Raw genomic sequence first — 23992 nt, 5'->3', positions numbered from 1 at the left:
TCAATCCATATTATTAAAGATAAGGAGGGAATATGAAGTTTCTACAAAGTATTTATCTTGCTAGACCTTGAAAATACTTAAAATAGTTTGATATCTTAATCGTTACTGTTCTAATGTTTGGAGAGTTTATCATTCGTTCTACCCAACAATTTATGGGGAGTTTATCGCCTTTAACTCTTACTAGCGTCGCAGAAACTACGAAAAATCTAGCAAGTGATGGGGCAGCTTATTCTAGCAATTTCAATTTTCAATTGATGATGTTAGGGATTATCTTCCTTTATCTTGTGATTAGAAATTATGATTTTAAACAGCTTCCTATACGTTGGAGCTGGTCTGTTTTAATTTGGGTTCCCTTTATCTTTGCTGTAGTTGGGATATTCGGTGATATCATTACAACCCTTAGTGGTGAGTATAATTATTTCAATCCTCAACTAATTCCTTTTATAGACCCTATGGAAATCATTCGAAAATTCATAGCCTTAACGCCAATGGCTATTTGCTATGCTTTACTAAATGGTTTTTATGAAGAATTTTTCTTCTTAGGCTTACTGATCTCAGTAAAAGAAAAGCACAAGTGGTTGGCTCTAGTCTACTCGATAATTATACGGATTTCTTTCCATACCTATCAAGGATTGCTTTCGGCCTTGGTGATTGGGCTTGTTTACGGTCTATTCTATTATTTCTTGTACAAGTATGTAGTCAAGAATTTACTGCCATTCTTTCTCATGCATGCTCTTGCTGATATGTTTGGATCCAGTCTCTTGTATCTCTTGATTGCTTGGGGAAATTAAGAAATCAAACTTTTTGACAACAGTCCAATGAGTCACTGTATCAAAGTCTTCTTGTTCATAAAAACGAGGTCGGGATTTTGGTCCCGACCTCTTGTTGATTCTATATGGATTAGTCTTTGTTTTCGTATGGCAGGATCAAGTTTAGGATGATACCTGTCATAGCTGATAGGGCAGTACCTGAAAGGGTAACTGGACCAAGTTTAAGGATTGCTCCACCAAGTCCAAGCACCAACATAGCACTTGCGATGATAAGGTTACGCATTTGACCGAAGTCAACACGTTCTTTGATCAAGACTTTCAAACCGTTACTTGCGATAACCCCGTAAAGAAGGATAGACATACCACCAAGTACAGCGTTTGGAATTGTTGAAATCAAAGCAGTAAATTTACCAAGGAAGCTAAGGGCAATTGCAATAAAGGCAGCATTACGGATAACTGAGACAGAAGCGATACGAGTCATACCGATAACCCCTGTATTTTCTCCGTAAGTTGTATTGGCTGGTCCACCAAGGAAGGCAGAAACAGAAGTTGCGATACCGTCACCAAGAAGAGTACGGTGAAGACCTGGTTCTTTCAAGAATTGGCGTCCACAGATTTGACCTAAAACAGTGTGGTCTCCGATATGTTCTGAAATGGTTACGATTGCGATTGGTAAGATAGCAATTGTTTCAGGACCGAAGTAAAGGTTGTATTGTTTGAAGGCACCACTTGTATTGAACGGTAGGTAGAAACCAGGGATTTCGAACCAGTTAGCTTGAAGAACAGGGGTGAAATCAACTAAGCCGAGAGCTAGAGCGAAGAGGTAACCACCGATAATGGCAAATAGGAATGGGATGATTCGTAGGAAGCCTTTTCCTTTTGTATTGATAAAGGCAGCAATCAAGAAAGTAACAACTGCTACAAGAGCGTTTTTCCAATTTCCGTCCGCTACAAGACCAGCGTTGGTAACAGCTGAACTAGCAAGTCCAAGACCGATAACGATGATCATAGGACCGATAATGATTGGAGGTAAGAGTTTGTCGATCCATTTTGTACCTGCAAATCGAACACTTGTAGCAACAAGGACATAGACAAAACCTGTAAGAATAACCCCAGTTTGAGCGGCAGATACATCGCCCCCCATTTCTTTCATAGCAAGTGACATAGCTGTGATAAAGGCAAAAGAAGAACCCAGATAAACTGGAACTTTAAAGCCAGTACAGATCATGTAAATGAGTGTTCCTACACCTGATGCAAAAAGGGCAACAGATACAGGCATTCCCAAGATCAAAGGTACCAAGATAGTAGCACCAAACATGGCGAATACGTGCTGGAAGCTAAGAAGAATTCCTTTTCCAGCTGAAGGACGTTGGTCAACGTCTAATAACAAATCAACAGTTGATTCCTGTTTCATATTAACCTCACTTTTGGGCATCAAAAAAGAGCCCATTATTTTACAGCAATAGGCTCTCAGAGTAAGACTTCTTCAAAACATGGTTATCCCAATATTAAAGAATTTCATATATTTCTGCGTCTTCGTCACCTCACGGGATGACATTAAAAACCTTTGCTTAGGATAGTATAGCAGAAATTATAAACTTTGTAAATATTTTTTTACTTAAAAATTTAAAGCGGACGTTTGTTAGGCATGCCAGCCTTTCTTGGGTATTTATTTGGAGTTTCTTTTTTCTTCTCGACAATAGTAATGTAGCGAGGGTCTCCGTTAGGAAGAGTGTAACTGAGGTTTTCTTCAACATTACTAAAGAGAAGATTGAGGGCATTTTTAGCTTCAGTTAATTCCTCAGGAGCATTGCTAGCCTTAAGTGCAAGCAATGTTCCTCCGACTTTCAGGTAGGGGATAGTCAACTCGGATAAGACCTGCATACGGGCAACAGCACGAGCTGTAACAATATCAAACTGAGCACGGAAGTTCTTATCTTGGGCCAAGTCTTCGGCACGTCCATGATAGAAGTGAACATTTTCTAAACCTAGTTCTTTGGCTAATAGATTCAGAAAGTTGATTCGTTTATTGAGAGAGTCAATAATGGTTACATCTAGATGAGGATAGAGGATTTTCATGGGAAGGCTAGGAAAACCTGCTCCAGCACCGATGTCTAAGAGTTTAATGGGCTGGTTTTCAATCAATCCCTGTAAAATAGGAGCGATGGAATCATAGAAGTGTTTGAGATAGACTTCTTCTTTTTCTGTAATAGCAGTCAGGTTGATTTTTTCATTCCACTCGACCAAGAGCTCAAAATAGCGTTCAAATTGTTTTTTTTGCTGGTCCGAAAGTGGAAGATTTTGCTCGGCAAGCAGGTTGTAAAATGTTTCTGGTTTCATAGTTATTTCCTTCTTTAGTATCATCTTATTTTACCACAAAAAGATAGAAATTTGATATACTGGTACTAATCTAAAAGTAGAAAGGACTTATATCATGACTTGGATTATTCTTGGAGTTTTAGCTCTTATTGTTATTTTTGTGATTGTTAGCTATAATGGTTTGGTTAAGAATCGTATGCAAACTAAGGAGGCATGGAGTCAGATTGATGTTCAGTTGAAACGTCGTAACGATCTCTTGCCAAACTTGATTGAGACTGTAAAAGGTTATGCTAAATATGAAGGTTCTACTCTTGAAAAGGTGGCAGAACTTCGTAACCAAGTGGCGGCAGCGACTTCACCAGCAGAAGCTATGAAAGCTAGTGATGCCCTCACTCGTCAGGTTTCAGGTATTTTTGCAGTTGCAGAAAGCTATCCAGATTTGAAAGCTAGTGCAAACTTTGTTAAATTGCAAGAGGAGTTGACAAACACAGAAAATAAAATTTCTTACTCTCGTCAACTTTACAACAGTGTTGTCAGCAACTACAATGTAAAATTAGAAACTTTCCCAAGCAATATTATCGCTGGAATGTTTGGATTTAAAGCAGCAGATTTCCTTCAAACACCTGAAGAGGAAAAGGCAGTTCCTAAAGTTGATTTTAGCGGTTTAGGTGACTAAGATGTTGTTTGATCAAATTGCGAGTAATAAGCGAAGAACTTGGATTTTATTACTAGTATTCTTTTTACTTTTGGCTTTGGTTGGATATGCAGTTGGTTACCTCTTTATGCGGTCTGGTCTTGGTGGCTTAGTTATCGCTCTGATTATCGGCTTTATTTATGCCTTGTCCATGATTTTTCAATCGACAGAGATTGTCATGTCCATGAATGGTGCGCGTGAGGTGAATGAGCAGACAGCACCAACTCTTTATCATGTAGTAGAAGATATGGCTATGGTCGCTCAGATTCCCATGCCCCGTGTTTTCATCATTGATGATGCTAGCTTAAATGCCTTTGCAACAGGCTCAAATCCTCAAAATGCAGCTGTAGCAGCAACTTCAGGACTCTTAGCGATAATGAATCGTGAAGAGTTAGAAGCGGTTATAGGCCATGAAGTCAGTCACATTCGTAACTATGATATTCGTATTTCTACTATTGCGGTTGCCCTTGCCAGTGCGATTACACTTTTATCAAGTATGGCTGGACGCATGATGTGGTGGGGAGGTGCAGGTCGTGGTCGTAGAAGTGATGACCGTGATAACGGGGGACTTGAAATTATTATGCTAGTCGTTTCTCTCCTAGCAATTGTTTTGGCTCCCCTAGCAGCAACCTTGGTACAACTAGCTATCTCTCGTCAACGAGAATTTTTAGCAGATGCTTCAAGTGTAGAGTTGACTCGTAATCCTCAAGGGATGATCAATGCCCTTCGTAAGCTGGACAATAGTCAGCCGATGAGCCGTCATGTGGATGATGCTAGCAGTGCACTTTACATCAACGATCCTCAAAAACGAGGTGGCTTGCAAAAACTCTTCTATACTCATCCGCCAATCTCAGAACGGATTGAGCGTTTGCAACATATGTAAAAACATCCAGAGATTTTTCTCTGGATTTTTGCATCAACCACCTCACTTGTGACTTGTTCTCTCACAAAAAAGTAGTATAATATATGTAATTAAAAACTAGTGAGGTGAATCATGTATAAGCGTTGGATGACCTTTTTCTTGATTTTAATTTTCACGCCAATACATTTGAGTATAGCTGACAAAGTCATGCGGACAAATTCATTAGCCCTATCAATCATTTTTACACTTGTTGAGATTGCAATATTTTTTTATGTAGGAAGAAAGTATGACCTGTTTCACATTCGAAAAATCAGCCTAAAAGATATGTTGAAGTGGCTTCTCTCCTACGCCTTGCTTTTCTTATTTTATATGTTGGTCAATTTTTTAGGACCTACCCAATCAGACACTACTCAATCAATTCAAAGTTTATCACTTTCATTGCCTGTGCTCTTTCTAGATCTCTGCATTTTAGCACCTGTTACTGAAGAAATTTTTATGCGAGGACTGTTACAAGGGACAGTATTTAAGAATACATATATTGGATTGGTTGGCACATCGGTTCTCTTTGCTTATCTACATGGCCCCTATACGATTCCTAGTTTTATCACCTATTTAGGTATGGGTGTGGCATTTGGTATAAGGTATAAGACTTCCGACAATCTTTGGAATTCCATTCTTTTACATTTCCTCAATAATCTAGTTGCATTTTGCTTTATGTATTTTAGATAAGGCCAAATTAGAATACCTTAGTTTATAAATATAGGTAAAATTTTTTCCCTATAGAACTGTAACAATAGCTAGCCATGAGGTGTCTTGTAGAGTATGTAACAGAACCTTCTATAACAAGGCTCCTCAAAAACTCTTCTATACTAAACCCTTAATATCAGAACAAATTGAGCACATCCAACGAGTCTGGGCAAAAAGTCTTTAAAATCAAAAAACGCATCATATCAGGTGTTGAAAAACCTTGATAGTATGCGTTTTATTGTGGGAAGATTTACTTGATTTTCTGCTGAAATTTAGTTTTTGCCCAGCCACTTGCTATTTGCTACATTTATAAATCCTGTAAATCAACTACTTTTAAACCATGCTCTGTCAAACTATAAATACTGGTACAGACTTCTTTTAAGAAACGTCGATCATGTGAAACAGTGACCAGACCACCAGGATAATTGGCAAAGAGTTTTCTGATTTCGGGTTGAGAAGTTGGAGAAAAGTTTCGTGTGGGTTCATCCAGAAGGAGAAAGTTTGGTTTGCGCAAGACTAAATCCAAAAGTAGGAGTTTACCCTGTTGCCCGCCAGATAAGGAGCAAATTTGATGCTGCATTTCTGGATAACTGAAATTGAGACTGGCTAAGTGAGATTGGATTTTCTGCAGTTCCTCTTTTTCCCCAGTTTTGCTGAGATAGGCTATTGGGGATAAATCCAATTGCAATGTTTCTTGGTAATTTTGTGGCATAAATCCAAGTGAAATCTCACTTTTGTCACTTAGTAGTTGTTGTAACTTGCCTAACAGAGTCGATTTGCCAACTCCATTGGAACCGATGATGCCGATTTTTTCTTGACCACGGATAGTTAATTGTAGCCCTTGAGCCAAAACACGTTCACCAATGGACAAACTTTCCTTTTCCAGTCGAACTAAGACTTTAGAAGCTGCTAATGGCTCTATATCTGAAAAGAAAAGTTGGATTTGTTCCTCTTCAAATGGCTTTTGGGTCATGGACTGAGCTGCTTTTTCGTAGCGTTTTTCTTGAGAAAGAACATTTTTCATCTTTTTAGCTAATAGGCGACCAGCAACATCATTTTTAGTATTTCTCAAGGCAGTTTCGACATTTTGCTTGACTCTGCGATGTTTTTCCATAGTTTTGCTATAGGCTCTTTGGTCGTTGGCAGCTTGCTGGCTTTGTCTGGCAAAGTTAGCCTTCCTTTGGGCACTATAGCGATCATAGTCTAAGTGCTCGACTAGGGTTTCAGCTTCCTTTCGATGTTTGACTAGTCGCAAGTGGATAATGGTGTCTGCCGTTTGAGAGAGGAAGTCTTCATCATGAGAAATGAAAATAACGGTTTGCCTCATCTTCTGAATCTGACTTTTTAGCCAATCAATCGTCTCAAGATCTAGGTCATTTGAAGGTTCATCTAAAAATAAAATCTCAAAGGGTTTGGCAAATTCATGGATGAGCTGAATTTTCAAAGCTTCACCACCCGAGAGACTACCAATTTCTTGATCACTTGCAAAACGACTGCTGTCAAAGTGTAATTCATCAGACAAGCGATAGAGAAGGCTGTAGTCCAAATCTGTAGACTCTAAAAAGAAGTAGTCCTGCAGAGATTTTTTTTTCAGTTCTTCAGGGAGATGTTGGGGAATGTAGGTCAGGGACTGAAGGTCAGACTGGATGTCGCCCTTGATAGTAAAATCAGGCAAAGCTTCCCCCATTAAAGCTCGTAGTAAGGTTGATTTTCCATTTCCTTCTTCGCCTATAATAGCGACCTTTTCTCCGTCTTGGATGGTAATGTTTAAATCGGAAACAAGGTCTCTTAAATCTTTGTTTTGTGTGATGGTCAGATGATTGATTTTTATCATATTATTGTCCTTTCTAGAATGTTCATATTGCATAACAAAAAGCTCTACTTTACCTAGTAGAGCCAATGTCTATGTCAAAAAAACTCTATTAATACTCTTCGAAAATCAAATTCAAACCACGTCAGCGTCGCCTTACCGTACTCAAGTACAGCTTGCGGCTAGCTTCCTAGTTTGCTCTTTGATTTTCATTGAGTATAAAATGCCAGAAAAAGAGCATAAAAGAGCACACAAAAAGAGACAAAAACAAGATCTACTAAATAAAGGTTCTTTATTTGATAGACTTAGTTGTTCATGTCTCCCTTACCTCCGAGTATTGTTGAAATCATCATACTCTTTTTGAGAAAATTTGTCAAGATTAAGCCAGAAAACCCTCTATTTTTAAAAACCAAAAACAGGTCCATAGAGAGTCAGTACGTGTTTGACTTGATCGTAGTGGAATTTGTCATAGTTTCTCCAAGCTGTGCGAGCTTCTTCATTGAGTTTAAGGGTGCCAAGTCCAATCAAGAGACTGGTATGTTGGTAAAATTTCTCCAGATCAATTAAGATAGAGTTATCGAGTTTCTCTGTCTTTTTAAGTTGATTGAGTAGCTCGTCGATATTTTGCTGCAAGCGCAGATCATCAGGCAATCCTTGTTTGCAAGTCTGGTAAGCTTTGTTTAACTCGGAAATGAGTTGATAAGCTTCTAAGATTAGTTCTTTATCTTCCATATGAGCGTCCTCCTTTGCCCATGTATTGATGTCTATAGTATAGCACAAAAAATAAAATTGTCATAATAAATATATCAAAAAATAGAGAATGATTTTTTGAAAGTTTAGTTGCCTTGCTTGCGGTTCTTTCATGGTATAATCAAGTGAGTAAATCTTTATGGAGGAAGTATGAAATTAAATATTCAAGAAATCCGTAAGCAGCCTGAAGGCTTGCACTTTGAGCAGACTTTAGACTTAGCAGCTGACTTGCGTGACCGTAATCAAGAAATTTTAGATGTAAAAGATATTGTCGCTATTGGAAAAGTTCAGTACGAAGACCTTATGTTTTTCCTAGATTATCAGTTGTCTTACACAATCGTCTTAGAATCTAGCCGTAGCATGGAACCGGTAGAATTGAAAGAATCTTATCCAGTAACGGAAGTTTTCATGGAAGGCGCAACTAACCAACTTGATCAAGAAGTTTTAGATGATGACTTGGTCTTACCTATCGAAAATGGAGAACTTGACCTTGCTGAGAGCGTGTCAGACAATATCCTGCTCAACATTCCTATAAAGGTCTTGACGGCTGAAGAAGAAGCTGGTCAAGGATTTGTTTCTGGAAATGACTGGCAAATTATGTCTGAGGACGAGTATCAAGCTCAACAGGCAGTCAAGAAAGAAGAAAATAGTCCTTTTGCAGGTTTACAAGGACTGTTTGACGGAGACGAATAGATGGTTTTATCCAAGAAACGTGCCCGTCATGTCATTGAGGAAATCATCGCTCTTTTTCCAGATGCGAAACCAAGTCTAGATTTTCGCAACCATTTTGAACTTTTGGTTGCGGTGATGTTGTCAGCTCAGACGACAGATGCGGCAGTCAACAAGGCTACACCAGGACTTTTTGCGGCCTTTCCAACCCCGCAAGCTATGGCAGAAGCAAGTGAGAGTGAAATTGCAACATATATTTCTCGTCTTGGGCTTTATCGAAATAAAGCTAAGTTTCTGAAAAAATGTGCCCAACAACTCCTGGATGATTTTGACGGTCAAGTCCCTCAGACTAGGGAAGAATTAGAGAGTTTGGCAGGAGTTGGCCGAAAAACAGCTAACGTAGTTTTGAGCGTGGGATTCGGTATTCCAGCTTTTGCAGTAGATACTCACGTAGAGCGAATCTGTAAACACCACGATATTGTTAAAAAATCAGCTACACCCCTTGAGGTCGAAAAACGTGTTATGGATGTCTTGCCACCAGAAGAATGGTTGGCAGCCCATCAGGCTATGATTTACTTTGGTCGTGCTATCTGTCATCCGAAAAATCCAGAATGTGATCACTATCCACAGTTGTACGATTTTAGTTCGTTATAAAATTGATTTCTTGTGTTTTTTCTTGCATCGATTCCTAGTTTGTGTTATAGTAGTACCAATCAAATATTCCTTTAATCCTGTCCCGTGAGGCAGGCAAGGAGCTGAATCAAGTAGAAGGGTGGAGTCTCTGCTGTTTTGGTAGAGCTAGCTTAACTATACATTCTGAAGTCTCCTTGTTTAAGGAGACTTTTCTTTTTGGAGGTTTGTCATGAAGACAAAAGAAGTTGTAGACGAATTGACCGTCAAGCGAGCGATTACTCGAATTACCTATGAGATTATCGAGCGAAATAAAGATTTGAACAAGATTGTACTGGCTGGGATAAAAACACGCGGTGTCTTCATTGCCCACCGTATCCAAGAGCGATTGGAACAGTTGGAATCTATCTCAGTGCCAGTTGTTGAGTTAGATACCAAACCATTCCGTGACGATGTCAAAAGCGGTGAAGATACTTCTATAATCTCTGTTGATGTGACAGAACGTGAGGTCATCTTGGTGGACGATGTGCTTTACACAGGTCGGACCATCCGAGCAGCTATTGACAACATCGTAAGTCATGGTCGTCCTTCTCGTGTGAGTTTAGCTGTTCTAGTTGACCGCGGGCATAGAGAATTACCGATTCGTCCAGACTATGTAGGGAAAAATATCCCAACCAGTCGTTCAGAAGAAATCATCGTAGAGATGACTGAACTAGATGGACAAGATCGTGTTCTTATTACCGAAGAAGCTTAGATAGCCAAAGGAGTTAGCCATGTCAGAAAATCAACAAGCCATTCAACATGTAGTCTCAATGGAAGACCTTACTGTAGAACAAGTCATGAAATTGATTAAACGAGGAATTGAGTTTAAAAATGGAGCAAAGGCTTCTTATGAAGACCAACACATCGTCTCTAATCTCTTCTTTGAGAGTTCGACTCGTACCCACAAATCTTTTGAAGTAGCAGAGATTAAACTGGGCCTTCAGCTACTGGACTTCGATGTAAAAACAAGTTCAGTCAACAAGGGTGAAACACTCTACGATACAATTTTGACCTTGTCAGCCTTGGGAGTAGATGCCTGTGTCATCAGACATCCCGAGGTAGATTACTACAGAGAGTTGATTGATAGTCCGACGATTACGACTTCGATTATCAATGGTGGGGATGGTTCGGGTCAACACCCAAGCCAAAGCTTGCTTGATTTAATGACGATTTATGAAGAATTTGGACACTTCGAAGGACTCAAGGTAGCCATTGCTGGTGACCTTGACCATTCGCGTGTGGCTAAATCCAATATGCAAATCTTAAAGCGCTTAGGAGCAGAACTCTACTTTGCTGGTCCTGAGGAATGGAGAAGTCAAGAGTTTGCAGACTATGGACAGTTTGTAAGCATTGATGAAATCATTAACCAAGTTGATGTGATGATGTTTCTTCGTGTTCAGCATGAGCGTCATGAAAGTGGAACAGTCTTTTCAAAAGAGGGCTATCATGCCCAGCATGGTTTGACTCAAGAACGTTATAATCGCTTGAAAGATAAAGCTATTCTGATGCATCCTGCTCCTGTAAATCGCGATGTTGAAATTGCTGATCACTTGGTCGAAGCACCAAAATCACGTATTGTTCAACAAATGACCAATGGTGTCTTTGTCAGAATGGCAATTTTAGAATCTGTATTGACTTACAGAAACGCAAAATAAGACACAAAACGTTAAAAGATGCCTGAGAGCATCCACGAGAGGTGAATTTATGACTAAACGACTTCTAGTTTTAGAAGATGGAACAATTTTTGAAGGAAAAGCCTTTGGGGCTGATATTGATGTAACTGGTGAAATCGTCTTTAATACTGGGATGACCGGTTATCAAGAATCCATTACGGATCAGTCTTATAATGGGCAAATTCTAACTTTTACCTATCCCTTGGTTGGAAATTATGGAATTAACCGTGATGACTACGAGTCTATCAGTCCAACCTGTAAAGGTGTAGTGGTATTTGAAGAAGCTCGTAGAGCCAGCAACTGGCGCAACCAGATGACGCTGGATGAATTTTTGAAATCTAAGAAAATCCCTGGTATTTCAGGTATTGATACACGGGCTTTGACAAAAATTATTCGCAAACATGGAACTATGAGAGCGACTCTGACACATGTGGGAGATAGTATCGATCACATCACAGATCAGCTTCAAGCAACTGTTTTACCAATAGATAATATCAAACAGGTTTCTACAAAAACTGCTTACCCAGCTCCAGGAGTAGGTTTAAGCGTGGTACTTGTAGACTTTGGTCTCAAGCATTCAATCTTAAGAGAGTTGTCTAAGAGAGATTGTAATGTAACGGTCGTTCCTTATACTACAACAGCAGAGGAAATCCTTCACTTGAATCCAGACGGAGTTATGTTGTCAAATGGACCGGGAAATCCAGAAGATGTACCAGAAGCACTTGATATGATTCGTGGTATTCTTGGCAAGATTCCAATCTTTGGTATTTGTATGGGGCATCAACTCTTTGCGATGGCAAATGGTGCCAAGACCTATAAGATGAAATTTGGTCATCGTGGATTTAACCACGCTGTACGTGAAATTGCAACAGGGCGCGTGGACTTTACTAGTCAAAACCATGGATATGCAGTAAGTCGTGAAGATTTTCCAGACCATTTGATGATTACTCATGAAGAAATCAATGACAAGTCAGTTGAAGGTGTACGTCACAGATACCAACCAGGTTTCTCTGTGCAATTCCACCCAGATGCTGCACCAGGTCCGCACGATGCCAGTTATCTATTTGACGAGTTCATCGAGATGATGGAAGCCTTCAAACAAGCAAACTAAAGACGAGTGTGAAATCGTCGGAGAATTTATTTAATGTCGCTCAGTGAGGCGACGAATAGAAAGGCAGGTCGTTTCTTTTAGTCGCTATTAGGCGAACTAAAAACTCCCTGCACTAGATTTTTTACCGAAAAGCATCGTTCCGCTAAAAAATCGTCGGAGAATTTATTTAATGGCAACCAGAGAGTTGCCGAATAGAAAGGAGAAGGGTGTTCCGTATTTGCTGAATTGAATACGGGCTACGGACGGTGCTAAAAAGATAGTTATTCCTAGAACTGACGGTTCTTCGTCATAACTCCTATTTTAGCTTTGTCCGCTTGACGCCCTTAATATCTTGTAAATGCCTAAACGTACTGATATTCAAAAAATTATGGTGATTGGTTCTGGTCCGATTATTATTGGTCAGGCTGCTGAGTTTGACTATGCTGGAACCCAGGCCTGCTTGTCTTTGAAAGAAGAGGGGTATGAGGTTGTCTTGGTTAACTCAAATCCTGCAACCATTATGACGGATAAAGAGATTGCAGACAAGGTCTACATCGAACCGATTACACTTGAGTTTGTAACGCGTATTCTCCGTAAGGAACGTCCAGATGCCTTGCTTCCAACACTTGGAGGTCAAACAGGGCTTAATATGGCAATGGAGTTGTCTAAAAATGGTATTCTTGATGAATTGGGAGTAGAACTTCTCGGGACTAAATTGTCTGCTATCGACCAAGCAGAGGACCGCGATCTCTTTAAACAATTGATGGAAGAACTCAAGCAACCAATTCCAGAATCAGAAATTGTCAACACAGTGGAAGAAGCCGTTGCCTTTGCAGCAACTATTGGTTACCCAGTTATTGTCCGCCCAGCCTTCACTCTCGGTGGTACTGGTGGTGGTATGTGTGCCAACGAGGAAGAATTGCGTGAAATCGCTGAAAATGGTTTGAAGTTGTCACCTGTTACCCAGTGTTTGATTGAGCGTTCGATTGCTGGTTTTAAGGAAATCGAATACGAAGTCATGCGTGACTCAGCTGACAATGCCCTTGTTGTTTGTAACATGGAAAACTTTGACCCCGTTGGGATTCACACAGGGGACTCTATTGTATTTGCCCCAGCGCAGACTATGTCAGACTATGAAAACCAAATGCTTCGTGATGCTAGTTTGAGCATTATCCGCGCTCTCAAGATTGAAGGCGGATGTAACGTTCAGCTTGCGCTTGATCCACACAGTTTTAAGTACTATGTTATCGAAGTAAATCCTCGTGTATCTCGTTCGTCAGCCCTTGCTTCCAAGGCGACAGGTTATCCAATCGCTAAATTGGCGGCTAAGATTGCTGTAGGGTTGACCTTAGATGAAGTTATTAACCCAGTTACAGGTTCAACTTATGCCATGTTTGAGCCAGCCCTTGACTACGTGGTTGCCAAAATTCCGCGCTTCCCATTTGACAAGTTTGAAAAGGGTGAACGCCGTCTTGGTACTCAGATGAAGGCGACTGGAGAAGTTATGGCCATTGGTCGTAACATTGAAGAATCCCTTCTCAAGGCCTGTCGCTCACTAGAAATCGGTGTTCACCACAATGAAATTCCAGAACTGGCAGAGATTTCAGATGATGCCTTGATTGAAAAAGTTGTTAAGGCTCAAGATGACCGTCTCTTTTACGTATCAGAAGCCATCAGACGTGGTTATACAATAGAGGAAATTGCTGAACTCACAAAAATTGATATCTTCTATCTTGATAAACTTTTGCATATCTTTGAAATTGAGCAAGAATTGGGCTCACATCCACAAGATCTTGAAGTTTTGAAAACTGCAAAACTCAATGGTTTTTCAGACCGTAAGATTGCTGAACTATGGGAAACGACAGCTGACCAAGTTCGCCAGATTCGTTTGGAAAACAAGATTGTCCCAGTTTACAAGATGGTTGACACTTGTGCGGCAGAGTTTGAATCAGAAACTCCGTACTTCTACTCAACATATGGATGGGAAAATGAGTCTATCAAGTCTGATAAGGAATCTGTACTGGTCCTAGGTTCTGGTCCAATCCGTATTGGTCAAGGGGTTGAATTTGACTACGCAACTGTTCACTCTGTTAAGGCAATTCAAGCTGCTGGCTACGAAGCCATCATTATGAACTCAAACCCAGAGACAGTTTCAACCGACTTCTCTGTATCGGATAAACTTTACTTTGAACCATTAACATTCGAAGATGTCATGAATGTTATCGATTTGGAGAAACCAAAAGGTGTTATCGTTCAGTTTGGTGGTCAAACAGCTATCAACCTTGCTGAGCCATTAGCAAAAGCAGGTGTGACTATCCTTGGTACGCAGGTTGCTGACCTAGACCGTGCCGAAGACCGTGACCTCTTTGAGCAAGCTCTCAAAGACTTGGATATTCCACAGCCACCAGGACAAACGGCTACCAATGAAGAAGAAGCAGTCCTTGCAGCTCGCAAGATTGGCTTCCCAGTTCTTGTTCGCCCATCTTATGTACTTGGTGGACGTGCCATGGAAATCGTAGAAAATGAAGAAGATCTTCGTTCTTACATGCGTACAGCGGTTAAGGCTAGTCCAGACCATCCAGTTCTTGTTGACTCTTATATCGTTGGACAAGAGTGTGAAGTTGATGCCATTTCAGACGGAGAAAATGTTCTCATCCCTGGTATCATGGAGCACATAGAACGAGCTGGTGTCCACTCAGGTGACTCAATGGCCGTTTACCCACCACAAACCTTGTCGCAAAAGGTTCAGAAAACCATTGCAGACTACACAAAACGCCTAGCAATTGGTCTTAACTGCCTTGGAATGATGAACATTCAGTTTGTTATCAAAGATGAAAAAGTCTACGTTATTGAGGTCAATCCACGTGCCAGCCGTACGGTGCCATTCCTTTCTAAGGTGACCAATATTCCTATGGCTCAAGTAGCAACCAAGCTCATTCTTGGTCAAAGCTTATCAGAACTTGGCTACCAAGATGGCCTTTATCCAGAAAGCACTCGCGTTCATATCAAGGCACCTGTCTTCTCCTTTACCAAACTAGCTAAGGTAGACAGCTTACTTGGTCCTGAAATGAAGTCAACAGGGGAAGTTATGGGTTCTGATACGACTTTGGAAAAAGCTCTCTATAAAGCCTTTGAAGCTTCTTATCTTCACTTGCCAACCTTTGGGAATGTTGTCTTTACCATCGCTGATGATGCCAAGGAAGAATCTTTGGGATTGGCTCGTCGTTTCCAAGAGATTGGATACGGGATTTTGGCAACTCAAGGAACAGCATCCTTCTTTGAAAATCATGGTCTTAAGGCCCAATTGGTAGGGAAAATTGGTGATGATGAACATGATATCCCAAGCTATGTTCGTAAAGGGAAAATCCAAGCTATCATCAACACAGTTGGTACTAAGCGAACTGCTGATGAAGATGGTGAACAAATCCGCCGTTCAGCTATTGAACACGGAGTTCCTCTCTTTACAGCTTTGGATACAGCGGATGCTATGCTTAAGGTACTTGAAAGCCGTAGCTTCGTTACAGAAGCAATTTAGTTTCTTGTTAAATGATCTAAGTAGCTTTTATCCAGCGTCAAAAGACGCTGGTTTTTCCTCTTTTATAGAGAAATCGAGTTAGAAATAATAGTTACAGTTCACCATTAAATGTCAAAGTTTATCAATAGATTTATCATTATCGTTAATGAGTAGACTTATTCTGACTTTCCCTAAAATTTTGTTGAATTTTCTTAAGTTTTTATCATATTTTTTATAATTAAGGTGCCTTAAGAAAAATAATGAAAAAACTAAATGTTTTTCATATAGTTTTCATTTTTTGTGTTATAATTAAGGTGCCTTAAGAAAAATATTAAGGTGCCTTAAGAAAAATAATGAAAAAACTAAATGTTTTTCATATAGTTTTCATTGTTTTAATAGTTTAAAGTCAATCTTATTTTTCTCTAATAGAAAATAATGAAAAAGTAGGTTTAGAAAGAGGTAAGTATCTATGTCTTCTCATAAAAAAGTGTCACTCTCTGAGATTAATCAATCTATCGATACTCCAAATAACAATCATTTCTGGCAAAATTTAAAGGCCTTTTTAGGTCCGGGTGCTCTTGTCGCAGTTGGTTATATGGATCCAGGAAACTGGATTACCAGTGTAGTCGGTGGTGCTTCCTATAAGTATAGTCTCTTGTTTGTTATCTTGATTTCATCTCTCATTGCCATGCAACTTCAGCAGATGGCAGGAAAGCTTGGGATTGTAACCCAGATGGACCTGGCTCAAGCAACGGCTCATCATTCACCTAAATGGCTTCGTTATAGTCTATGGGTGATTTTAGAATTAGCCTTGATGGCGACAGATCTGGCAGAAGTTCTAGGTTCAGCGATTGCTCTCAATCTTCTCTTTAAGATTCCGATTATGATAGCAATTCTCTTGACCGTGTTGGATGTTTTTCTCTTATTGCTTCTGATGAAATTTGGCTTTAAGAAGATTGAAGCTATTGTGACAACACTGATTTTAACCATTCTAGCAATTTTTACCTATCTGGTAGCTTTGTCACATCCAAGCTTCCAAGGAATCGTTGAGGGTTATCTACCGAATGCAACCTTATTTGAAAGTCCCTTGCCAGGGCATGAAAGTCAATTAACCTTGGCACTAGGGATCGTGGGAGCAACGGTTATGCCCCATAACCTCTATTTGCATTCTTCCTTGTCTCAAACTCGGAAAATCAATCACAAGGACAAGAATGATGTTCGAAAAGCCGTGCGCTTTATGACCTGGGATTCAAATCTCCAATTATCCTTGGCCTTTGTGGTTAACTCCCTTCTATTAATTCTCGGGGCGGCTCTCTTTTTCGGCCATGCATCTGAGATTTCTGCCTTCTCTCAAATGTATAATGCCTTGCAGGATTCTACTATTGCAGGAGCTATAGCTAGCTCGACCTTATCAACCTTGTTTGCCTTGGCTTTATTAGCCAGTGGTCAAAATTCGACAATTACGGGTACCTTGACTGGACAAATCGTTATGGAAGGTTTCTTACATTTGCGATTGCCTCAGTGGTTCATTCGTTTGGCGACTCGTCTCTTTGCCTTGCTCCCTGTCATGATAGTAGCGGTTCTGTTTGGTCATCAGGAAAAAACTTTGGATCAGTTATTGGTTTATTCACAGGTCTTTCTCTCAATCGCTCTTCCATTTTCAATCTTCCCCTTGATTTATCTCACTTCAAAAAAATCACTGATGGGAGAATTTACCAATGCCAAATGGAATACTATCCTTGGTTATATCGTTTCCATTATCTTGACCATCCTCAATGTGAAATTGCTGTTTGATATTTTTTAAGATCTTTTAACATGAAGTAGAAAAAATCACCCGAGAGTTAACTCTTGGGTGATTTTTTGCAATTCAAATCATTGATAGACGAAAATCCATTATAAAAAGCTACATCAAGATGCAGCCACACTATAGCAACGGAAGACATGGGATTCGAACCCACGCACGCTTTCACACGCCTACCGCGTTTCCAACACGGCCTCTTAAGCCTCTTGAGTAATCTTCCAATACTTACTAAGATAGTTTAACATAAAGGCAAGTATCTTGCAAATAAAATTCAAACAATTGGCAAAATGTTAGAAAATGAAAGAAAATGACAAAAAGTGCTTGACTTTGCTATTTTTTGTGATAGAATGATTATTGTAATCGTTAACAGGAGGTGAGTAAGTGCTAAAAACTGAGAGAAAAAAGTTGATTTTAGAGGAGTTGGGTAAACATAAAGTCGTTACTTTAGAGAAATTAGTAGGCTTGCTAGATACTTCAGAATCAACAGTTAGACGCGATTTAGATGAATTGGAATCGGAAAATAAACTTCGCCGAGTGCATGGAGGTGCAGAGTTGCCTCACTCCTTGCAAGAAGAAGAAACCATTCAAGAGAAATCTGTCAAAAACCTTCAAGAGAAAAAATTAATTGCGCAAAAGGCAGCTTCCCTCATCAAAGAAAAAGATGTTATCTTTGTGGATGCAGGAAGTACAACAGCCTTTCTCATTAAGGAATTGGAGCGAAAAGACATTACTGTTGTGACTAACTCCATTCACCATGCGGTTCAATTAGTGGATAAGCAAATCCCGACAGTTATTATCGGTGGTGGAGTCAAGATGACAACTGATGCCAGTATCGGAGGTGTCGCGCTTAATCAGATTAACCAGCTTCACTTTGACCGTGCCTTTATCGGAATGAACGGTGTGGATGAAGGTTATTATACAACTCCAGATATGGAGGAGGGAGCTGTTAAGCGTGCTATTCTAGAAAATGCCAAACAAACCTATGTTTTGGCGGATTCATCTAAGGTTGGTCAGTCTTGTTTCGCTAAGGTCGCCCCTATAAAACGAGCTATTGTGATTACAAGCAAGGGTCACGAACTCTTGCCAGCTATCAAAGAAAAAACGGAGGTTATCGAAGTATGATTTATACAGTCACACTAAATCCATCTATTGACTACATTGTCCGTCTGGATAAAGTGGAAGTTGGTAGTGTCAATCGTATGGATAGTGATGATAAGTTTGCTGGTGGTAAAGGTATCAATGTTAGCCGTGTCTTGAAACGCTTGGATATTCCAAATACAGCGACAGGCTTCATCGGTGGCTTTACAGGTAAATTTATCACTGATACTTTGGCTGAAGAGCAAATTGAAACACGCTTTGTCCAAGTGGCAGAAGATACGCGTATCAATGTCAAGATCAAAGCAGATCAAGAAACAGAAATCAATGGGACTGGTCCTACTGTTGAAGCTGAACAACTTGAAGAGTTAAAAGCTATTCTTTCAAGTTTAACAGCAGAAGATAAAGTGGTATTTGCTGGTTCGAGTGCAAAAAACCTAGGCAATGTTATCTATAAGGATTTGATTGCCTTGACTCGTCAGACAGGTGCTCAAGTGGTCTGTGACTTTGAAGGTCAGACCTTGATTGATAGTTTGGATTATCAACCACTTTTAGTCAAACCGAACAATCATGAACTGGGAGCTATCTTTGGAGTCAAGCTCGAAAGTTTAGATGAGATTGAAAAATACGCTCGAGAGTTGCTGGCTAAAGGTGCTCAAAACGTTATCATCTCTATGGCTGGTGACGGTGCCCTTCTGGTAACATCAGAGGGAGCCTACTTTGCTAAACCGATTAAGGGAACAGTGAAAAACTCAGTTGGTGCTGGTGACTCTATGGTTGCTGGATTTACTGGTGAGTTTGTCAAATCAAAAGACGCAGTAGAAGCCTTCAAGTGGGGAGTGGCTTGTGGAACAGCAACTACCTTCTCTGATGACTTGGCGACTGCAGCATTTATAAAAGAAACTTATGAAAAAGTTGAGGTAGAAAAAAGATGAAAATTCAGGATTTATTGAGAAAAGATGTCATGTTGCTCGATTTACAAGCAACTGAAAAAACAGCAGCTATCGAAGAAATGATTCATAGCTTGGTAGAACACGGATACGTGACAGATTTTGAAACTTTTAAAGAAGGAATCTTGGCGCGTGAAGCTTTGACTTCTACAGGTTTGGGTGACGGTATCGCTATGCCACACAGCAAAAATGCTGCTGTAAAGGAAGCAACAGTTCTCTTCGCTAAGTCAAACAAGGGTGTTGACTACGAAAGTTTAGATGGACAACCAACTGACCTCTTCTTTATGATTGCTGCTCCAGAAGGTGCCAATGATACTCACTTGGCTGCCTTGGCAGAATTGTCTCAATACTTAATGAAAGACGGTTTTGCTGATAAACTTCGTCAAGTAACATCAGCTGATCAAGTTATTGAACTCTTTGATCAAGCATCAGAAAAAGCTGAGGAACCAGTTCAAACACCTGCAAATGGTTCTGATGACTTTATCGTTGCTGTAACTGCTTGTACATCAGGAATTGCCCACACTTATATGGCTCAAGAAGCTCTTCAAAAAGTGGCTGCTGAAATGGGTGTTGGTATCAAGGTTGAAACTAATGGTGCCAGCGGTGTTGGTAACCAATTGACAGCAGAAGATATTCGCAAGGCTAAAGCTGTTATTATTGCTGCAGATAAAGCAGTTGAGATGGATCGTTTTGATGGTAAACCATTGGTAAATCGTCCAGTTGCAGATGGTATTCGTAAGACAGAAGAGTTGATCAACTTGGCTCTTTCTGGAAATGCTGAAGTTTATCATGCTGCTAACGGAGCACAAGCTTCAACAGCATCTAACGAAAAACAAAGTGTCGGTGGTGCCTTCTACAAACACTTGATGAGTGGTGTATCTCAAATGTTGCCATTCGTTATCGGTGGTGGTATCATGATTGCCCTAGCCTTCTTGATTGATGGTGCTATGGGTGTGCCAAATGATAGCCTTGGAAATCTTGGTTCTTACCATGAACTCGCTTCTATGTTCATGAAAATTGGTGGTGCAGCCTTCGGTTTGATGCTTCCAGTATTTGCTGGATATGTTGCTTACTCTATCGCAGAAAAACCTGGCTTGGTAGCCGGTTTCGTAGCTGGTGCTATCGCTAAAGAAGGTTATGCCTTTGGTAAAATCCCTTATGCTCAAGGTGGTGAAGCAACTTCAGCCCTTGCAGGAGTATCATCAGGTTTCCTTGGAGCCCTTGTTGGTGGATTTATCGCAGGTGCCTTGGTACTCTTGATTAAGAAATATGTGAAGGTTCCTCGCTCACTTGAAGGTGCTAAATCAATCCTTCTCTTGCCACTTCTTGGAACAATCTTGACAGGATTTGTCATGCTAGCTGTTAACATCCCAATGGCCGCAATCAACACTGGTATGAACAACTTCCTTGGTGGTCTTGAAGGTGGTTCAGCTGTTCTTCTTGGAGTCGTTCTTGGAGGAATGATGGCTGTCGATATGGGTGGACCTGTCAATAAAGCAGCTTACGTCTTTGGTACTGGTACTCTTGCAGCAACAGTGGCAACAGGTGGTTCAGTAGCCATGGCAGCAGTTATGGCTGGAGGAATGGTTCCACCACTTGCAATCTTTGTCGCAACTCTTCTCTTCAAAAATAAATTCACAAAAGAAGAACGTAACTCTGGTTTGACTAACATCGTTATGGGCTTGTCATTCATTACTGAAGGAGCGATTCCATTTGGTGCAGCTGACCCAGCTCGTGCGATCCCAAGCTTCATCCTTGGTTCAGCAGTAGCAGGTGGACTCGTTGGTCTTGCAGGTATCAAACTCATGGCACCTCACGGAGGAATCTTCGTTATCGCCCTTACAACAAATGCCCTTCTTTACCTTGTCTTTGTCTTGATTGGAGCACTTGTTAGTGGTGTGGTTTATGGTTACCTTCGTAAACCTTTAGAAAAATAATCACAAAGAGATTCAAATGACTGAACACGAAAGTGGGCAGTCATTTTTTTGATTTTTCTAGATGTTTCTGAAATATGGTATAATAGAAGCATGGCAAACAAGAATACAAATAAAACAAGACGGAGACCGTCAAAAGCTGAATTAGAAAGAAAGCAAGCTATCCAACGGATGTTAATTTCCTTAGTCATAGCTTTTTGCTTAATGTTCGCTGCCCTGAAATTAGGAGCAGTTGGACTCACGCTTTATAACCTTATTCGATTACTAGTAGGAAGTCTGGCCTATCTGGTCATTTTTGTCGCTCTAGTCTATCTTTTTTTCTTCAAGTGGATTCGGAAGCAAGAAGGTCTAATCTCAGGTTTTCTTTGCATTTTTTCAGGCTTATTGCTGATTTTTGAAGCTTATCTTGTATGGAAATATGGCTTAGAGCAGGCTGTCTTAAAGGGAACTTTAGCCCAAGTTTTGACAGATTTGACAGGTTTTCGTGTGACTAGCTTTGCTGGAGGAGGGCTTCTAGGTGTTGCCCTTTATATTCCAGTCGCCTTTCTCTTTTCAAATATTGGTACTTACTTTATCGGAGCTATCTTAATCTTGATCGGTACTCTTCTAGTTAGTCCCTGGTCTGTCTATGATGTCGCTGATTTTCTTGGAGCACGTTTTGCACTTTGGATGGAGAGACGTGAGCAGAAGAAACAGGAACGTTTTGTCAAACGAGAAGAAGAAAAAGCTCGTAAGGAAGCAGAGGAACAGGAAAGACTTGAGAAAGAACAGGCAGAGCAAGCCTTGTTGGACATACCTCCTGTTGATATGGAAACTGGCGAGATTTTAGAAGCTCCCCCTGTTCACTTTGATGATTTACCACCTCTTCCAGAGGAAGAATGGGTAGAACCTGAAATTATTCTCCCTCAAGCAGACTATGAAGTTCCTAGCGAAGTTGACATCCAAGAAGAAGATGAGTTCTTAGAGGATGAGGATGTTGAGGTAGATTTTTCTGCTAAAAAAGCTTTAGAGTACAAACTTCCAAGCTTGCAACTTTTTGCACCCGATAAGCCCAAAGACCAGTCCAAGGAAAAGAAAATCGTTCGCGAAAATATCAAGATTTTGGAAGAAACCTTTGCGAGTTTCGGTATTAAGGTAACGGTTGAACGTGCTGAAATCGGTCCATCGGTTACCAAGTACGAAGTCAAGCCAGCCGTTGGTGTTCGGGTCAATCGCATTTCCAATCTAGCAGATGACTTGGCTCTGGCCTTGGCTGCAAAAGATGTCCGTATCGAAGCTCCAATTCCTGGGAAATCCTTAGTCGGGATTGAAGTGCCTAACTCAGAGATAGCGACAGTCTCCTTCCGAGAGCTCTGGGAACAATCGCAAACTAAACCTGAAAATCTGCTAGAAATTCCCCTTGGCAAAGCTGTCAATGGTACAGCTCGTAGTTTTGACCTAGCTAAAATGCCTCACTTGCTAGTGGCTGGTTCGACAGGTTCTGGTAAATCTGTTGCAGTCAATGGTATTATTGCAAGTATTCTCATGAAGGCGCGTCCAGACCAAGTTAAGTTTATGATGGTGGATCCGAAGATGGTTGAGTTGTCAGTCTATAATGATATTCCTCATCTTTTGATTCCAGTTGTGACCAATCCACGTAAGGCCAGCAAGGCCCTTCAAAAAGTTGTGGATGAGATGGAAAATCGTTATGAACTCTTTGCCAAAATTGGCGTTCGTAATATTGCTGGTTTCAATGCTAAGGTGGAGGAATTCAACGCTCAATCTGAGTATAAACAAGTACCTCTTCCTTTGATTGTCGTGATTGTCGATGAGTTAGCTGACCTCATGATGGTAGCCAGCAAGGAAGTAGAAGATGCTATTATTCGTCTTGGACAGAAGGCGCGTGCAGCTGGTATTCATATGATTCTTGCGACGCAGCGTCCTTCAGTGGATGTTATCTCTGGTCTGATTAAGGCCAATGTGCCGTCTCGTGTAGCTTTTGCTGTATCTTCTGGAACGGATTCTCGAACTATCTTAGATGAAAATGGTGCTGAGAAACTCCTGGGTCGAGGCGATATGCTCTTCAAGCCAATCGATGAAAACCATCCTGTTCGTCTGCAAGGTTCTTTTATCTCGGATGATGATGTGGAGCGTATTGTTAGCTTTATCAAGGCTCAAGCAGATGCTGACTATGATGAAAGCTTTGATCCTGGAGAGGTTTCTGAGACAGAAGGTGAGTCTGGCACAGGAGATGAAGGTGGAGATCCGCTATTTGAAGAAGCCAAGGCTTTGGTTATTGAAACTCAAAAAGCGAGCGCATCCATGATTCAACGTCGATTATCAGTTGGTTTTAACCGAGCAACTCGCTTGATGGAAGAATTAGAGATGGCTGGAGTTATCGGACCTGCAGAAGGAACGAAGCCGCGAAAGGTTTTACAACAATAAAAAACGTAAAAAAAGTATAAAAATGCATGGAAACTTTATTAAAAAGTTGGTCAAAATTGGTCTAACTTTTTAGATAGAGTTTCCTTTTTTAGGCTCATTGTCAACTGTAGTGGGTTGAATAAAAACTAACATCTGGAGAGGACAATTGATGTCCTCTTCATTTTTATATTCAGAGCGATGAAAATTCGTTTCTTAAAGTTGTCAAAGTTCCGAAATCC

At 40.5% G+C, this 23992-nt stretch carries 19 protein-coding genes and 1 tRNA gene; 15 read left to right on the top strand and 5 right to left on the bottom strand.

Annotated features, from left to right (window positions below):
• Positions 1 to 92: 92 nt before the first annotated feature.
• Complete coding sequence (locus QM867_RS07885) at positions 93 to 791, top strand: CPBP family intramembrane glutamic endopeptidase (protein WP_414315520.1); 699 nt, start codon at positions 93 to 95, stop codon at positions 789 to 791.
• Positions 792 to 900: 109 nt separating this feature from the next.
• On the opposite strand, the gene QM867_RS07880 is transcribed toward QM867_RS07885, so the two are convergent.
• Together QM867_RS07880 and rsmG are read right to left on the bottom strand one after the other, a co-directional pair.
• On the bottom strand, positions 901 to 2184 hold the full coding sequence (locus QM867_RS07880; RefSeq protein WP_414315504.1) for a uracil-xanthine permease family protein: 1284 nt from the start codon (positions 2182 to 2184) through the stop codon (positions 901 to 903).
• A 212-nt stretch (positions 2185 to 2396) separates the two neighbouring features.
• Positions 2397 to 3110, bottom strand: a complete 714-nt coding sequence (rsmG, locus tag QM867_RS07875; protein WP_414315503.1) for a 16S rRNA (guanine(527)-N(7))-methyltransferase RsmG — start codon at positions 3108 to 3110, stop codon at positions 2397 to 2399.
• Between the two features lie 94 nt (positions 3111 to 3204).
• Between rsmG and QM867_RS07870 the strand changes: the two genes are divergently transcribed.
• The 3 genes from QM867_RS07870 (at position 3205) to QM867_RS07860 (ending at position 5374) form a co-directional block, all read left to right on the top strand.
• A complete protein-coding gene (locus QM867_RS07870) occupies positions 3205 to 3765 on the top strand; it encodes a LemA family protein (protein ID WP_000219833.1) in 561 nt (186 codons plus the stop codon).
• A 1-nt stretch (position 3766) separates the two neighbouring features.
• On the top strand, positions 3767 to 4666 hold the full coding sequence (gene htpX, locus QM867_RS07865) for a zinc metalloprotease HtpX (protein ID WP_414315502.1): 900 nt from the start codon (positions 3767 to 3769) through the stop codon (positions 4664 to 4666).
• Positions 4667 to 4777: 111 nt separating this feature from the next.
• Complete coding sequence (locus QM867_RS07860) at positions 4778 to 5374, top strand: CPBP family intramembrane glutamic endopeptidase (RefSeq protein WP_248035935.1); 597 nt, start codon at positions 4778 to 4780, stop codon at positions 5372 to 5374.
• 325 nt (positions 5375 to 5699) lie between these two features.
• Here QM867_RS07860 and QM867_RS07855 read toward each other — a convergent pair whose 3' ends face one another.
• On the bottom strand, positions 5700 to 7259 hold the full coding sequence (locus QM867_RS07855) for an ATP-binding cassette domain-containing protein (RefSeq protein ID WP_248035383.1): 1560 nt from the start codon (positions 7257 to 7259) through the stop codon (positions 5700 to 5702).
• 345 nt (positions 7260 to 7604) lie between these two features.
• A complete protein-coding gene (locus tag QM867_RS07850; protein WP_311518635.1) occupies positions 7605 to 7934 on the bottom strand; it encodes a helicase BlpT in 330 nt (109 codons plus the stop codon).
• A 168-nt stretch (positions 7935 to 8102) separates the two neighbouring features.
• On the opposite strand from QM867_RS07850, the gene QM867_RS07845 reads away from it, so the two are divergent.
• From QM867_RS07845 to QM867_RS07815, 7 genes are all read left to right on the top strand, one after another.
• On the top strand, positions 8103 to 8645 hold the full coding sequence (locus tag QM867_RS07845; protein ID WP_414273840.1) for a YceD family protein: 543 nt from the start codon (positions 8103 to 8105) through the stop codon (positions 8643 to 8645).
• A complete protein-coding gene (nth, locus tag QM867_RS07840) occupies positions 8646 to 9275 on the top strand; it encodes an endonuclease III (protein WP_375555173.1) in 630 nt (209 codons plus the stop codon).
• Between the two features lie 208 nt (positions 9276 to 9483).
• A complete protein-coding gene (gene pyrR, locus QM867_RS07835) occupies positions 9484 to 10005 on the top strand; it encodes a bifunctional pyr operon transcriptional regulator/uracil phosphoribosyltransferase PyrR (protein WP_049549150.1) in 522 nt (173 codons plus the stop codon).
• Positions 10006 to 10024: 19 nt separating this feature from the next.
• Positions 10025 to 10948, top strand: coding sequence for an aspartate carbamoyltransferase catalytic subunit (locus tag QM867_RS07830; protein ID WP_281335083.1), 924 nt, complete (start codon positions 10025 to 10027; stop codon positions 10946 to 10948).
• Between the two features lie 49 nt (positions 10949 to 10997).
• Positions 10998 to 12077 (top strand): carbamoyl phosphate synthase small subunit, encoded by a 1080-nt coding sequence (locus tag QM867_RS07825; protein WP_000166838.1) that lies wholly within the window; start codon positions 10998 to 11000, stop codon positions 12075 to 12077.
• Positions 12078 to 12414: 337 nt separating this feature from the next.
• On the top strand, positions 12415 to 15591 hold the full coding sequence (gene carB / locus QM867_RS07820) for a carbamoyl-phosphate synthase large subunit (protein ID WP_414315501.1): 3177 nt from the start codon (positions 12415 to 12417) through the stop codon (positions 15589 to 15591).
• A gap of 448 nt (positions 15592 to 16039) precedes the next feature.
• Positions 16040 to 17374 carry an Nramp family divalent metal transporter gene (locus QM867_RS07815; RefSeq protein WP_371559239.1) on the top strand — a complete coding sequence of 445 codons (1335 nt, stop codon included), beginning with the start codon at positions 16040 to 16042 and terminating at the stop codon, positions 17372 to 17374.
• A 129-nt stretch (positions 17375 to 17503) separates the two neighbouring features.
• Here QM867_RS07815 and QM867_RS07810 read toward each other — a convergent pair.
• Positions 17504 to 17591, bottom strand: a tRNA-Ser gene (locus tag QM867_RS07810).
• Between the two features lie 161 nt (positions 17592 to 17752).
• On the opposite strand from QM867_RS07810, the gene QM867_RS07805 reads away from it, so the two are divergent.
• From QM867_RS07805 to QM867_RS07790, 4 genes are all read left to right on the top strand, one after another.
• A complete protein-coding gene (locus tag QM867_RS07805; protein ID WP_000920622.1) occupies positions 17753 to 18493 on the top strand; it encodes a DeoR/GlpR family DNA-binding transcription regulator in 741 nt (246 codons plus the stop codon).
• Positions 18490 to 19401, top strand: coding sequence for a 1-phosphofructokinase (gene pfkB, locus QM867_RS07800; protein ID WP_414315500.1), 912 nt, complete (start codon positions 18490 to 18492; stop codon positions 19399 to 19401). The genes QM867_RS07805 and pfkB overlap by 4 nt, the downstream gene beginning before the upstream one ends.
• Positions 19398 to 21353, top strand: a complete 1956-nt coding sequence (locus tag QM867_RS07795) for a fructose-specific PTS transporter subunit EIIC (protein ID WP_414315499.1) — start codon at positions 19398 to 19400, stop codon at positions 21351 to 21353. Before pfkB ends, QM867_RS07795 begins: the two co-directional genes overlap by 4 nt.
• A 90-nt stretch (positions 21354 to 21443) precedes the next feature.
• Complete coding sequence (locus QM867_RS07790; protein WP_414315498.1) at positions 21444 to 23774, top strand: DNA translocase FtsK; 2331 nt, start codon at positions 21444 to 21446, stop codon at positions 23772 to 23774.
• The last annotated feature ends 218 nt before the right edge of the window (positions 23775 to 23992 follow it).

It is taken from the genome of Streptococcus infantis, assembly GCF_047463635.1.
GTDB classification, from domain to species: Bacteria; Bacillota; Bacilli; order Lactobacillales; family Streptococcaceae; genus Streptococcus; species Streptococcus infantis_W.
Note: the sequence above shows the minus strand (reverse complement) of the source record. Positions and strands in the feature narration are given on the sequence as shown.

What these genes read in the sequence shown, in the direction of transcription:
- carB (WP_414315501.1), top strand. Translation starts at nt 12,415, where the DNA reads ATGCCTAAACGTACTGATATTCAAAAAATTATGGTGATTGGTTCTGGT.
- pyrR (WP_049549150.1), top strand. Translation starts at nt 9,484, where the DNA reads ATGAAGACAAAAGAAGTTGTAGACGAATTGACCGTCAAGCGAGCGATT.
- QM867_RS07790 (WP_414315498.1), top strand. Translation starts at nt 21,444, where the DNA reads ATGGCAAACAAGAATACAAATAAAACAAGACGGAGACCGTCAAAAGCT.
- QM867_RS07830 (WP_281335083.1), top strand. Translation starts at nt 10,025, where the DNA reads ATGTCAGAAAATCAACAAGCCATTCAACATGTAGTCTCAATGGAAGAC.
- QM867_RS07880 (WP_414315504.1), bottom strand. Translation starts at nt 2,184, where the DNA reads ATGAAACAGGAATCAACTGTTGATTTGTTATTAGACGTTGACCAACGT.
- htpX (WP_414315502.1), top strand. Translation starts at nt 3,767, where the DNA reads ATGTTGTTTGATCAAATTGCGAGTAATAAGCGAAGAACTTGGATTTTA.
- QM867_RS07845 (WP_414273840.1), top strand. Translation starts at nt 8,103, where the DNA reads ATGAAATTAAATATTCAAGAAATCCGTAAGCAGCCTGAAGGCTTGCAC.
- QM867_RS07855 (WP_248035383.1), bottom strand. Translation starts at nt 7,259, where the DNA reads ATGCAATATGAACATTCTAGAAAGGACAATAATATGATAAAAATCAAT.
- QM867_RS07850 (WP_311518635.1), bottom strand. Translation starts at nt 7,934, where the DNA reads ATGGAAGATAAAGAACTAATCTTAGAAGCTTATCAACTCATTTCCGAG.
- pfkB (WP_414315500.1), top strand. Translation starts at nt 18,490, where the DNA reads ATGATTTATACAGTCACACTAAATCCATCTATTGACTACATTGTCCGT.
- QM867_RS07825 (WP_000166838.1), top strand. Translation starts at nt 10,998, where the DNA reads ATGACTAAACGACTTCTAGTTTTAGAAGATGGAACAATTTTTGAAGGA.
- QM867_RS07860 (WP_248035935.1), top strand. Translation starts at nt 4,778, where the DNA reads ATGTATAAGCGTTGGATGACCTTTTTCTTGATTTTAATTTTCACGCCA.
- QM867_RS07815 (WP_371559239.1), top strand. Translation starts at nt 16,040, where the DNA reads ATGTCTTCTCATAAAAAAGTGTCACTCTCTGAGATTAATCAATCTATC.
- QM867_RS07870 (WP_000219833.1), top strand. Translation starts at nt 3,205, where the DNA reads ATGACTTGGATTATTCTTGGAGTTTTAGCTCTTATTGTTATTTTTGTG.
- rsmG (WP_414315503.1), bottom strand. Translation starts at nt 3,110, where the DNA reads ATGAAACCAGAAACATTTTACAACCTGCTTGCCGAGCAAAATCTTCCA.
- nth (WP_375555173.1), top strand. Translation starts at nt 8,646, where the DNA reads ATGGTTTTATCCAAGAAACGTGCCCGTCATGTCATTGAGGAAATCATC.
- QM867_RS07795 (WP_414315499.1), top strand. Translation starts at nt 19,398, where the DNA reads ATGAAAATTCAGGATTTATTGAGAAAAGATGTCATGTTGCTCGATTTA.